A 13,779-nucleotide genomic window follows, 5' to 3' on the forward strand; every position below is an offset into this window, starting at 1 on the left:
ATTACTTGTCAGATAACCAGCGTGCTGCGTCTTTAGCATGATACGTTACAATTAAATCCGCTCCTGCACGCTTCATGCTAATTAATTTTTCAAGAACAATCTCTTTTTCATTTACCCAGCCGTTTTGAGCTGCCGCTTTAATCATCGAATATTCACCGCTCACATTATAAGCCACTACCGGTAAATTAAACGTATTTTTCACATCGCGCATAATATCTAAATAAGATAGAGCTGGTTTTACAATTAAGAAATCTGCTCCTTCTTCTACATCAGATTCTGCTTCTCGAAGTGCTTCTAAGCGATTAGCTGGGTCCATTTGATATGTTTTACGGTCTCCAAATTGAGGAGAAGAATGCGCTGCATCGCGGAATGGTCCGTAAAAAGCAGATGCATATTTAACAGCATAAGACATCACAGGAACATCTTCAAATCCAGCTTCGTCTAGACCGTGGCGAATAGCTGCCACGAAACCGTCCATCATGTTTGAAGGCGCAATAATATCCGCTCCTGCTTTAGCTTGACTAACCGCTGTACGCGCTAATAAGTCAAGGCTAGGATCGTTTAAGATTTTTCCGTCTTCAATTACACCACAGTGGCCATGATCTGTGTATTGACATAAGCATGTATCTGCGATAACAACAAAGTCTGGAAAATTTTCTTTAATTTGACGAATACCTTTTTGAACAATTCCGTGGTCATGGTATGCCTGTGAGCCGACCGCATCTTTTTCAGCGGGAACACCAAACACCATAGCTGACTTGATTCCTAAATCAACTAGCTCTTGGATTTCATCATTCAAGTAGTCTAAAGAAATTTGATCCACACCTGGCATTGATTTTACAGCATTTCTTTTTTGTTCACCTTCTACAATAAAAATAGGATATATAAAGTCTTCAGGATGTAAATGTGTTTCACGTACAAGCGCACGCATATTTACAGAATTACGAAGACGACGATGACGTGTAAATTGTAAATCTTTCATGTTAAAATCCTCCTTTATTATTCAAAACAACTAACCAACATATCTATCATACCATTTATTGTGTATGTGTTAGGAACAAGATGCTTAATTCCATATTCGCTCGCTGTCTGACTCGTAATAGGGCCGATGCAAACAACTTTGGTTCTATTTATAAGCTCAAGCCAATTCGGAATATCTTTAACTGACTCGACAAAAAATCTAACTGTAGAAGAACTTGTAAAAGTAATGGCATCAATTCCTGTTTCTACATGTTGCTTAACCAAGCGTTCAGAGCCTTGATTTCGAATGGTCTGATATACAACTAAATCCGTTACCTCACACTCTTTTAACCCATCTTTTAAAACAGAGCGGGCTAATTGTCCTCGTACAAGGAGAACTCGCTCGTGATGTGACACATTTGCTTTTAACGACTCAAGAAGTGATTCCGCAACGTATTCTTTTGGAACAAGTTGCACGTTAACATCGTGTTTTTCTAGCAATTTTGCGGTTTTTTCTCCAACCGCAGCCACTTTTAATCTTTTTAAAGCACTCCAACTGATATTTAACTCTTTTAGCCATTCAAAGAAAAAAGAAATGCCGTTTTGACTTGTAAAAACAATCCAATCAAAACAGTCAATCGACAGCAGGACATCTTCCACTTCTTTTTCATTGTTAGAACGTGCGAACGTAAGGACTGGTAAGCTCAAAGGTATGCCTCCAAGCTTTTTAATCTGTGCTGCAAATGAATGAGCCTGCTTCGCTTCTCTTGTAATCAAAACTTTTTTTAAAAAAAGAGGAGCCTCATGACTCATTATTTGTCCAGCTCCTCTTTTACACGGTCAATTAAAAGCTTAGCTCCTTGAGATGTTAAGCGCTCAGCAGCTTCTGAACCGATAGCAACGGGGTCTTTTCCCGTAATTTGCTCTTTGTAAATTGTTTTGCCATCAGGAGACGCGACTAGCGACGTTAGCTCAATGTTTCCGCCGTCCAATATACGCCCATAACCCGCAATCGGCACTTGGCATCCGCCTTCCATCTCTTTTAAAAATACGCGTTCAGCTCTAACAGCACGAGCGGTTTCATCATGATTTAGAGCTTGAAGAAGCGATAATAATTCATGGTCATTTTCTCGGCATTCGATAGCTAAAGCTCCTTGCCCTACAGCGGGAACGCTTATTTCCGGCTCTAGGTACTGAGTGACCGTATCTCTCGACCAGCCCATACGAGATAACCCTGCAGCTGCCAAGATAATTGCATCGTAATCTTCATTTTTTAATTTTTCTAGGCGTGTGTCGATATTTCCTCGAATCCATTTAATTTCGATATCTGAACGCATAGATAGAAGCTGTGCCCCTCGACGCAAGCTGCTTGTCCCAATCACAGCACCGCTTGGTAGCTCCTCAAATCGTTCACCATTTTTTGAAATAAGCGCATCACGATGATCTTCTCGTAAAGGAATACATCCAATCGTTAATCCTTCTGGCAAAACAGCTGGCATATCTTTCATACTATGAACGGCCATATCAATTTCTTCATCTAACATGGCTTGTTCAATTTCTTTTACAAAAAGACCTTTACCGCCTACTTTGGACAGCGTTACATTTAAAATTTGGTCCCCTTTTGTAACCATTTCTTTAATTTCAAACTCAAAAGGAAGACCTTGTTTTTTTAACTGTTCAATGACCCACTTGGTCTGTGTTAACGCAAGTTTGCTTCGACGAGAGCCGACAATAATTTTTCGCATGTTGTCCTCCTAATTACGAACCCCAAAAGTGAAAATTCGATAAACTGCCAAATAAAAAGAAATTAATAAGTAAGACTAAGAACAATCCAATATTCCACATTGCGATTGCCTTTCCTTGAATACCTCTACGCAGTCTAGCATACAAGTAAGCGCTGTATGCAACAAACATTAAAAATGAACCTAACACTTTTGTATCGTACCAATGAAAATCTACGTATTTAATATAAGCCCATATGATTCCTAAGATTAACGAAAGCAATAACAGCGGTACACCAATTAAAATTAATACATAGGACATGTAATCTAGCTTTGTTAAATCTTCAATTCTTAGCAAGCGCTTGCCCCATTTCTTCTTTTTCAATAAATTATACTGAACAAGATACAAAGCGGAGAAAACAAAAGAGACTGAAAAAGCGCCGTAAGATAAAATAGCCATGGTAATATGAATGATTAATAATTCTGACACAAGGCGCTCCGACTGGACAGCAGTGTATGTTTCAAGTGGAGCAAACGTATGAATAGCCATAATTAAGAAACCAATCACATTTGTAAAAAACACCATAAAATCAACGCGGAACAGGCGATTAATCACAAGTGAAAGAGTAATTAACACCCACGCGTAAAAATACAGCCCTTCAGAAACGGTAAGAATAGGAAACCTTCCCGTCTCAAACATTCGTAAAATTAAAAAGGCTGTTTGCAAAACCCACACAATAGAAAGTAACCAGAAGGCTATCGAGTTTGCCTTCCGGTTATTTTGTACAAAATCAATAAAATATAATAAAACGCTCGCGGCGTATAAAATCACAATCAATTCATAGATTCTGGTTAATTCCATATCAACCATTATTCAATCCTCACTTAAGACTGATAAGCTACTGAATGAGACGTAATCGATGTACGAAGCTGCTCTTCTTTTTCTTTTTGCAAAGCAACTTCCTGTTCAATATTAAAAATCTTCATGAACAGCTCTAAAGACTCTTCAGCATGTTTCTCTCCAGCCAATTCTTTCGCGTGTAAAATTGGATCGCGAAGAAGTTGATTAATTATACTTTTTGTATGTTTATTTAAAACTTTGCGCTCACGCTCAGATAAATCTGGGAGCTTACGATCAATGCTTTTCATCGTTTCAGCTTGAATGGCAAGTGCTTTTTGACGAAGTGCAGAAATAACAGGCACAACGCCTAATGTACCAAGCCAAGACTTGAAAGCAACAATTTCAGCTTCAAGCATAATTTCAATTTCATCCGCAGCTTTTTGACGCTCTTGCAAATTGGATTCTACAATCCCGTTTAAATCGTCGATATCATATAAAAAGACCGTCTCTAGCTCATCTAGTTCTGGATCTAAGTCACGCGGAACGGCGATGTCTACCATAAACAATGGACGACCTTTACGCGTACGCTCGGCTTCACTCATCATTTGTTTCGTTACTACATAATCATTAGCTCCTGTTGAACTAATTAAGATATCTGCTTCGCTTAAAGCATGTTGAAGATCAGCAAATGGTTTCGCTTCTCCAGAAAAACGGTTTGCTAGCTCTTGTGCCTTTTCAAATGTTCGATTCACTACCGTTACTTTTTTAGCTCCGCTGCCATATAAATTCTGTACGGCAAGCTGACCCATTTTTCCCGCACCAAGAATCAACACATGTTTGGATGATAAGTCTCCAAAAATCTTTTTAGCAAGCTCTACAGCTGCATAGCTGACAGAAACTGCATTCGCACCAATTTCTGTTTCATGATGAGCTTTTTTGGCTAATGTCACAGCTTGTTTAAACAGCTGATTAAAAACCGTTCCAATTGTCTCTTCTTCTTGAGCAAGCAAAAAGCTTGAACGCACTTGTCCAAGAATTTGTGTTTCACCAATCACCATTGAATCTAATCCACATGCTACTCGGTATAAATGTTCGATGGCTCCATCATTTTCATAGATGGTTAAATAAGGTGAAAACTCTTCTTTATCTATTCCGAACCATTCAGCTAAAAATGCTTTTACATAATAACGGCCCGTGTGTAATTGATCAACAACAGCATAAATTTCCGTACGATTGCATGTTGAAACAATGATGTTTTCCAAAATACTTTTTTGGCCGCTTAACGTTTTCATGGCAGATGCTAGTTCTTGCTCATTAAAACTAAGCTTTTCTCTTATTTCAACAGGGGCTGTTCGAAAGTTTAAGCCGACTGCTATAATATGCATTTGTACATACCCCCTATAATTGAAATGTGCTTATTTGTCCGAATTTGACGGGCAGTAACCCCTAAATTTCCAAAGAGCTACAGTGAGATAACTGCCCGTAAAATCCGGCGTTCTTCATTCTACTATTCGTAAAAAGCGGCGGACATTACACAGGTGTAAGCTTCGCCTTATCTCTAACTATTATAACATGTTCTATAAGTCATTCGAAAAAAAAATGTGAACAGTCTTTGAAAACATGTGTTAAGATATTAACTGTTATTCCGTAATAAATTGTATCAAAAAAGCAGCGTTTTATCACGTTTTCTGTTTTGAAACACCTGGAGGTTACTATGAAAAAGCAATCAATGTTTTTTGGTGTCTTACTAGTTGGATTTGGAATCTTTTTCTTACTGAATGAACTACATATGAGCATTGCAGCAAAGGTATACACGTGGCCTGTACTGTTAATTTTAATAGGAGCAGCCCTGTTAACTGAGTCTGCTTTATCTCAAGATCATTCAAACTTGCTTGCAAGCTACATATTAATCACTTTAGGTATTCATTTCTATGTAAGTGAACAAATTCCCTTTTGGCCTACGAATATTAGCATGGTCGTTTTTATGGTGGCCATTAGCTTTTTACTTAGTGCTAGAAAAGCCAAATCAGGCTTTTTCCAAGGCGGCACCCTTTTAATTATTGCCATTTTAATGATGTTTTCAGACCGTCTTAAACTATTTTTGCCAAAAGTTGAAGACGGCGTAAATTATTTAACAACCTTCTGGCCTATTTTATTGTTACTAGTTGGGCTATATTTATTATTTTTCAAACGAAAGTAATCTATGTAAACAAGTTAAAAAAATGGAACGTTTGACTCACTTCCTGTTAGAGTGATGATAAACGTTCCATTTTTTTAGATTCTATTCCTTTGTTCAGTGAGTCATGCGATACTGCAAAGATTTCCACGCTTTATCTTTTCCTTCACCTGTTTCAGATGAGAAATGAATTAATTCATCATTTGGATCTAAGTCCAGCGTTTCTCTCACTACTTTTAAGTGCTTTTGCCATTTTCCTTTAGGAATTTTATCAGCTTTCGTTGCAATAACCATAACGGGAAGGTCATGGTGCTTCAAAAACTCATACATCATAACGTCATCCTTTGAAGGGGCATGGCGTAGATCAACAATCATTAACACAGCTTTAAGCTGCTCACGATTTGTTAAATACGTTTCAATCATTTTCCCCCATGCTTCACGCTCTTTTTTAGACACTTTTGCAAATCCGTAGCCAGGTACGTCTACAAAATGAAGGATTTCATTAATTAAAAAGAAGTTAAGCGTTTGAGTTTTTCCGGGCTTAGACGACGTACGCGCTAAGCTTTTGCGATTGAGCATCTTATTAATAAAAGATGATTTTCCTACATTTGAACGGCCTGCTAACGCAAACTCTGGCAGGTTTTCTTTAGGATATTGTTCAGGGCGTACGGCACTGATAACAATATCGGCTTGAGTTACTTTCATTTTACCTCTCCTACTAGCGCATGTTCCAATACTTGGTCCACATGTGACACAAGAACGATGTCTAATTCCTCTTGTACACTGTCAGGGATATCTTCAATATCACGTTCATTATCATGAGGGATTAATATTTTAGTTAATCCGGCACGATGTGCACTAAGTGACTTTTCTTTTAAACCGCCGATTGGTAATACGCGACCTCTTAGTGTAATTTCTCCTGTCATTCCTACTTCTCTACGCACTGGTTTACCCGTTAGTGCTGATACTAGAGCAGTGGCAATGGTAATTCCTGCAGAAGGTCCATCCTTTGGTACAGCTCCTTCTGGAACATGGATATGAATATCATGTTTTTCATAAAACTTTTCATCAATTCCTAGTTTCTCTGCATTTGAACGCACGTAGCTAAATGCTGCCTGAGCTGATTCTTTCATCACGTCTCCAAGCTTTCCGGTTAGCACTAGTCTTCCTTTACCAGGGGACAAGCTTACTTCAATGGCTAGCGTGTCTCCTCCTACAGTTGTGTAAGCAAGACCTGTAGCAACGCCGACTTGATCTTCCGTCTCAGCCTGTCCGTAACGGAACCTAGGCTTACCAAGGAATTCTTCAAGCGTTTTGGCCGTCACCACCACGCGTTTTTTCTCGCCAGAGACTACGATGCGAGCTGCTTTTCGACAAATGGAAGCAATTTCGCGTTCAAGGTTACGAACACCAGCTTCTCTCGTATATAAACGGATGATTGCTGTTAACGCGTCATCACGAATCTGCAAATTGCCCTTTTGCAATCCGTGATTTTCTAGCTGGCGCAGCAATAGGTGACGCTTCGCGATTTCAAGCTTTTCCAGCTCCGTGTAACCAGCAATTTGAATAATTTCCATTCGATCGCGCAGCGGCCCCGGAATCGTAGCTAAGTTATTGGCTGTAGCCACGAACATCACTTTTGATAAATCATACGTTTCTTCTATATAGTGATCGCTGAAATTATGGTTTTGTTCAGGATCCAATACTTCTAACAAAGCAGAAGACGGGTCTCCACGGAAATCATTTGACATTTTATCGATTTCATCAAGCAGAAATACCGGATTAATCGTTCCTGCTTTTTTCATTCCTTGAATAATGCGTCCAGGCATAGCTCCCACGTACGTGCGACGATGACCGCGGATTTCTGACTCATCTCTCACGCCGCCTAGAGACACTCGTACAAAATGACGATCTAGAGACGTGGCAATTGAACGGGCTAGGGAGGTTTTCCCTACGCCAGGAGGTCCTGCTAAACATAAAATAGGGCCTTTAAGAGATTTTGTCAACTGCTGCACAGCTAGATATTCTAATACGCGTTCCTTCACTTTTTCAAGGCCATAGTGCTCATCGTTCAGCACTTGTTCAGCATTATGAATATTGAGCGTATCTTCCGTTTCATTTGTCCAAGGTAGCGCAATCAACCACTCGATATAATTTCGAATGACTGAGCTTTCAGCGGAGGTAGCAGGAATTTTTTCATAGCGATCCAATTCTTTAAACGCCACTTGTTTGACATGGTCCGTCATCCCACTTGCTTCAATTTTTTCGCGAAGTGTTGCTACTTCTCCTGTCTTTCCTTCTTTGTCTCCAAGCTCTTTTTGAATCGCCTTCATTTGCTCACGAAGATAATACTCTTTCTGAGTGCGTTCCATTGATTTCTTTACACGCTGTCCAATTTTTTTCTCCAGCTGCAGAACTTCTTGCTCGTCTTGAATATGAGAAATGATCGTATTTAATCTTTCCTTCACATCAGTTATTTCTAAAATTTCTTGTTTGAGCTGAATTTTTATTGGTAGATGAGAGGCTACAATATCCGCTAGTCTTCCTGGTTCTTCAATGTCGCTTACCGTTGAAAGAGTTTCAACGGACACCTTTTTGGAAAGTTTTATGTATTGTTCGAAATAGTCTAAAAGCGTGCGCATCAGCGCTTTATCTTCTACATCAACCTGATGTTCTTCGTTTTGCTTTTCCACGTGCACAACAAAATATTCTTCGCTGTCTTCAAATTCTGTAACGTTTACGCGATTTAGTCCTTCTACTAAGACACGCATCGTTCCATTCGGCAGCTTTAGCATTTGTTTAATTTTTGCTAACGTCCCAGTTCTATATAAATCCTCTTTTGTTGGTTCATCAATACCCATATCTTTTTGTGATACTAAACAAACTAAGTGATCATCCATCATTGCTTTTTCTAATGCTTGCACAGATTTATCTCGCCCAACATCTAAATGAAGCACCATTGTCGGATAGACGATCAAACCTCGTAAAGGCAATAGCGGCATTGTCAATTTTTCTTTTTCTGCCATGCAATGAACACCTCCAATGCTCGTCAATTAAAGTATGTAAAGTGTGAATTCTTTTAACAATTTTATCTCATTTGTATACACATGTCTAACAATAGTAATTACTAATTGTACCATGAGAAAGAATTAAAAGGCAAAATATATCTTTTTAAGCTCTTTTCATAAAAAAACGCCTTTTTCGTTGGCTGTGTATAAAGGTTTTATACGCGAAAAAGGCGATGAATATTCATCTGACCATTAATTTTTAATTATCATGATAGAATTAGCTAGATTCTCTAGTTGAAATAGCTGGATCTACCGACAAATGTGCAACATGCTCATGTACAGACAATAGCGCTTGTTCAAACACCTCTGTTAAATGATGGACAGGAATAATGTCGATACCTTTTACCTTTTCTACCATTGCATTCATATTTTCTTTTGGCACAATCACCGTCTGAACGCCTGCTTGTTTTGCTGCCTTGATTTTTGGAATCACGCCGCCAATTGGCTTTACGTTGCCGTGCAGACCAATTTCTCCTGTCATTGCTACCGTATGTTTAATTGGCACTTCATAAATCGCTGAGTAGATACCTGTTGCCATAGCAATACCCGCAGAAGGTCCATCAATCGGAACGCCTCCCGGAAAGTTTACATGAATATCATACTCATCGGCAGGAACATCCATTGAGCGAAGAACCGTTATGACATTTTCAATTGAGCTTTTAGCCATACTTTTACGGCGAATAGACTTCCCTTGAGTTCCTATACTTTCCTCTTCAACGATACCCGTAATAATAATGTTCCCTTTCTCTTTTGCAGGAATCGCTTTGACTTCAATTTCTAAAAGTGCTCCAGAGTTGGGCCCGTACACAGCTAATCCATTAATAAGTCCCACTTTTTCCTCATCTGCAATTTTCGGATCGTGTCTTGGAGATAGTTGACTAGAATGAACAATCCATTCAATATCTTCATTTTTAATATCCGTTCGTTCCTCTGATATCGCTAATCCAGCCGCAATTTGCATCATATTAACCGTTTCACGTCCATTGCGTGCATATGTAGAAAACAGAGATAAACCTTCTTCTGATATATCCATTCTTACTTTATTTGCTGCTTTTTTTGCAACTGTAATAATTTCGTCGCGATCAAGCTCACGGAAAAATACCTCTACGCATCTAGAACGAATGGCAGGCGGAATTTCATTAGGTGTTCTAGTCGTCGCACCAATCAAACGAAAGTCTGCTGGCAAACCATTTTGAAAAATATCGTGAATATGTGTCGGGATTTGTGTGTTTTCTTCGCTGTAATAGGCGCTTTCCATAAATACTTTTCGATCTTCTAGAACCTTTAACAGCTTATTCATCTGAATAGGATGGAGCTCTCCAATTTCATCAATAAATAAAATTCCCCCGTGTGCATCTGTAACCGCTCCTTGTTTTGGCTGCGGAATTCCAGCTTGGCCCATGGCACCTGCTCCTTGGTAAATAGGATCATGAACAGACCCAATTAAAGGATCAGCAATGCCTCGCTCATCAAAACGCGCCGTAGTTGCATCTAACTCTACAAATACAGCCGATTGTTTGAAAGGTGATTTTTTATTTTTTTTTGCTTCTTCTAACACTAAACGTGCTGCTGCCGTTTTTCCTACTCCAGGCGGACCGTATACAATCACGTGCTGTGGATTAGGACCGCAAAGGGCAGCCTTTAGTGACCGAATTCCATCCTCTTGTCCGACAATATCGGAGAAGCTAGACGGCCTTACACGTTCGGCAAGCGGCTCAGTTAAAGAGATGGCTCTCATTTTCTGCAATTGCTCCATTTCTTTCTTTGAATCCCGGTCAATTGAGACTTTTTGCGTACGCTGATTGCGTAATAAATTCCAAAAATATAAGCCAATGATGATACCAAAAAAGAGTTGGACCATTAAGGCAATATTCGTCCAGTTCATAGATAAACCTCCTGCGCAGTTTAGTAAGATAATTATCAGTTATTATCTCCCTGCAGCAGTAGGAATAAACAAGATTCTAGTAAAAAGTAAAATTTAGTTGTGCTTCATCACCAGAAAAAAGCCGGGTACTCAAATTGAGTACCCGGCTTTTTTTATGCTGATGTTTTGCTGCCTTCTTGAATAGTAGATCCGTCTTCTAATACGAACTTAGGAGCCGCTTGATCACGAACAGTTTCACCTGTGATAATACATTTTGTAATATCATCACGTGAAGGAAGATCAAACATTACATCTAACATAATACCTTCAATGATTGAACGTAGACCACGAGCACCTGTTTTACGCTCGATTGCTTTTTTAGAAATTTCTACTAAAGCCTCGTCTTCGAACTCAAGTTCAACGTCATCAAGTTCAAGCATTTTTTGATATTGTTTCACTAGTGCATTTTTCGGTTTTGTTAAAATCTCAACTAGCGCTTCTTCATCAAGAGGCACTAAGCTAGCAGTAACCGGTAAACGACCAATAAACTCTGGAATTAAACCAAATTTCAATAAATCTTCCGGTAATACTTTTGCTAGTAACTCTTTTTCTGTAAAGTCTTGTTGTTTTGTTTCTGAACCGAAACCAATTACTTTTTTACCTAGACGACGCTTAATAATAGGTTCGATTCCGTCAAATGCACCACCGCAAATAAATAAGATATTTGTTGTATCAATTTGAATAAATTCTTGATGAGGGTGTTTACGTCCACCTTGAGGAGGAACGCTTGCTACAGTACCTTCTAAGATTTTAAGAAGAGCCTGCTGCACACCTTCACCTGATACATCACGTGTAATAGATGGGTTTTCAGACTTACGCGCTACTTTATCAATTTCATCGATGTAGATGATACCTTTTTCAGCTTTCTCCACATCGTAATCAGCTGATTGAATTAATTTTAATAAGATGTTTTCAACATCTTCTCCTACATAACCCGCTTCTGTTAGAGATGTTGCATCTGCAATCGCAAACGGTACGTTTAAAATACGAGCCAATGTTTGAGCTAGTAAAGTTTTACCGCTTCCTGTAGGTCCAATTAATGCAATATTACTTTTTGATAACTCAACGTCATCAATTTTACTGTTTGAATTGATTCGTTTGTAATGGTTGTATACCGCAACGGATAACGATTTTTTCGCATCCTCTTGACCAATTACATACTCATCTAAAATGTCACGAATTTCTTTTGGTTTTGGTACATCTTTAAATTCTACTTCTTCTTCTGTACCTAACTCTTCTTCTACGATTTCCGTGCAAAGTTCAATACATTCATCGCATATGTAAACACCTGGACCCGCAACTAACTTGCGTACTTGTTCTTGTGTTTTACCACAAAATGAGCATTTTAACTGCCCTTTTTCATCGTTAAATTTAAACATAATTTTCACCCCTTGTAGTATTTACTAAAGTGCTCGAAGCTGATTTCTATCCGCGCTATAGCCCAACAACATGAACAACTCATCTATTTGTAGGTAAATGCCCCTCTTTATCACATAGTAAAAGCGCTATGAAAAGATTTGTATTGCATTTTACCATACATTTTCTTGAATAGATACTAAAACGTTTTATGTATATGTTGTTGATGAGCATAACAGAATGGAGATCTGCTATTATATAGTGTCCTCTTATTGGGCCTATTTCATAACCACGGATTTCAAACAATGGGTTAAAGCTGCTTCTACGGTGTTGGTTATGATATAAAAAAACTATTGAAGTTTATAAAACAAGGCACGATCAAGTCGCGCCTTGTTTCTTACTTACTATTATGCAACAGCTTTGCTGTTTTCTACAAGAAATTCAACTGCTTTACGTACTTTCATGTCTTCTTTAATGCTATCAAGACTGCCAAGCACTTTCTTAATTTCTTCGACAGGCATGTTGTACATTCCTGCCATGTTTTCTAATTCTTTTTCTACTTCTTCTTCGCTTACTTCAAGATTTTCAGCTTTTGAAATAGCTTCTAGCGTTAAGTTGATTTTCACACGCTTTTCAGCATCCGGACGCATTTGGTCGCGAAGAGCTTTTTCATCTTGACCTGAGAATTGGAAGTAAAGTTCAAGGTTAAGACCTTGCATTTGTAAACGTTGTTCAAATTCTTGCATCATACGATCCATTTCAGTATTGAACATTGCTTCTGGAATTTCTACTTCAGCGTTTTCAGCAGCTTTTTCTACTAAAGTGTCGCGAAGAGCTGATTCCGCTTGATTCTCTTTATCGCTTTGTAATTTTTCTTTTGTTTTTGCTTTTAACGCTTCTAAAGTTTCTACTTCTTCATCTACGTCTTTTGCAAACTCATCGTCTAAAGCTGGAAGTTCTTTAGATTTGATTTCGTGTAATTTCACTTTGAATTCAGCAGCTTTACCAGCTAGCTCTTCAGCGTGATACTCTTCAGGGAATGTTACTTCCACTTCTTTTTCAGCGCCTACTTCAAGACCAACTAGTTGCTCTTCAAAGCCAGGGATGAATGTGTTAGAACCGATTTCTAAAGAATAGTTTTCGCCTTTTCCGCCTTCGAATGCTTCGCCATCAACGAAACCTTCAAAGTCGATTACAGCTGTATCACCTTCAGCTACAGTTCCTTCTTCTTTAACAACTAGTTCAGCGTGACGCTCTTGAAGTGTTTTTAATTCAGCTTCAACGTCTTCATCTGTTACAGTTGTATCTACTTTTTCTACTTCTAAGTTTTTGTATTCGCCTAATTTAACTTCAGGCTTAACAGTTACTTTAGCAGTGAAAACTAGAGGTTGTCCTTTTTCGATTGTTTCAACATCGATTTCTGGACGATCAACCGGTTCGATACCAGCTTCAACAATTGCATTGCTGTAAGCTTCAGGTAATAAGATGTCTAGTGCATCTTGGTATAAAGATTCTACGCCAAAACGTTTTTCGAAAAGTGGACGAGGCATTTTACCTTTACGGAACCCTGGTACGTTTACTTGTTTTACAACTTTTGTGAATGCTTTATCTAAGGCTTTATCAAACTCAGCAGCTTCAACTTCTACTGTTAAAACGCCTTGATTTCCTTCTTGTTTTTCCCATTTTGCAGACATGAATGTTTCCCTCCAAAATCATTTTAAGTAGTGATTTCT

The 13,779-nt window shown here is 38.6% G+C and carries 11 protein-coding genes; 1 reads left to right on the top strand and 10 read right to left on the bottom strand.

The genetic code is table 11. The features are described from left to right. Position 1 precedes the first annotated feature (1 nt). Genes hemB through hemA form a run of 5 tightly spaced genes read right to left on the bottom strand, consistent with a single transcriptional unit; the run spans position 2 to position 4,907 of the window. On the bottom strand, positions 2-982 hold the full coding sequence (gene hemB / locus AC3WJG_RS07435) for a porphobilinogen synthase (protein ID WP_014458109.1): 981 nt from the start codon (positions 980-982) through the stop codon (positions 2-4). Positions 983-999: 17 nt separating this feature from the next. Then, complete coding sequence (locus AC3WJG_RS07440; RefSeq protein ID WP_028410556.1) at positions 1,000-1,773, bottom strand: uroporphyrinogen-III synthase; 774 nt, start codon at positions 1,771-1,773, stop codon at positions 1,000-1,002. Next, entirely contained in the window at positions 1,773-2,705 is a 933-nt protein-coding gene (gene hemC / locus AC3WJG_RS07445; RefSeq protein ID WP_016765662.1) for a hydroxymethylbilane synthase, read from the bottom strand. Before hemC ends, AC3WJG_RS07440 begins: the two co-directional genes overlap by 1 nt. Before the next feature lie 13 nt (positions 2,706-2,718). Then, a complete protein-coding gene (locus AC3WJG_RS07450) occupies positions 2,719-3,552 on the bottom strand; it encodes a cytochrome C assembly family protein (protein ID WP_025750612.1) in 834 nt (277 codons plus the stop codon). A 14-nt stretch (positions 3,553-3,566) separates the two neighbouring features. After that, on the bottom strand, positions 3,567-4,907 hold the full coding sequence (gene hemA, locus AC3WJG_RS07455; protein WP_028410555.1) for a glutamyl-tRNA reductase: 1,341 nt from the start codon (positions 4,905-4,907) through the stop codon (positions 3,567-3,569). Positions 4,908-5,236: 329 nt separating this feature from the next. Here hemA and AC3WJG_RS07460 point away from each other — a divergent pair, with 329 nt between their 5' ends. Then, positions 5,237-5,722, top strand: coding sequence for a LiaF transmembrane domain-containing protein (locus tag AC3WJG_RS07460; RefSeq protein ID WP_013059363.1), 486 nt, complete (start codon positions 5,237-5,239; stop codon positions 5,720-5,722). Positions 5,723-5,815: 93 nt separating this feature from the next. Here the strand turns inward: AC3WJG_RS07460 and yihA are convergent, their stop codons facing one another. The 5 genes from yihA to tig all read right to left on the bottom strand — a co-directional run bounded on the left by yihA (position 5,816) and on the right by tig (position 13,740). Then, positions 5,816-6,403 (bottom strand): ribosome biogenesis GTP-binding protein YihA/YsxC, encoded by a 588-nt coding sequence (gene yihA / locus AC3WJG_RS07465; RefSeq protein ID WP_013059364.1) that lies wholly within the window; start codon positions 6,401-6,403, stop codon positions 5,816-5,818. Next, entirely contained in the window at positions 6,400-8,724 is a 2,325-nt protein-coding gene (gene lon, locus AC3WJG_RS07470) for an endopeptidase La (protein ID WP_028410554.1), read from the bottom strand. Before lon ends, yihA begins: the two co-directional genes overlap by 4 nt. A 259-nt stretch (positions 8,725-8,983) precedes the next feature. Next, positions 8,984-10,651 (bottom strand): ATP-dependent protease LonB, encoded by a 1,668-nt coding sequence (lonB, locus tag AC3WJG_RS07475; protein WP_013085136.1) that lies wholly within the window; start codon positions 10,649-10,651, stop codon positions 8,984-8,986. Between the two features lie 152 nt (positions 10,652-10,803). Then, complete coding sequence (clpX, locus tag AC3WJG_RS07480; protein WP_013059367.1) at positions 10,804-12,069, bottom strand: ATP-dependent protease ATP-binding subunit ClpX; 1,266 nt, start codon at positions 12,067-12,069, stop codon at positions 10,804-10,806. Positions 12,070-12,453: 384 nt separating this feature from the next. Next, complete coding sequence (gene tig / locus AC3WJG_RS07485; protein WP_337133905.1) at positions 12,454-13,740, bottom strand: trigger factor; 1,287 nt, start codon at positions 13,738-13,740, stop codon at positions 12,454-12,456. Between the last annotated feature and the right edge of the window lie 39 nt (positions 13,741-13,779).

It is taken from the genome of Priestia sp. FW507-14D1A (assembly GCF_058781295.1).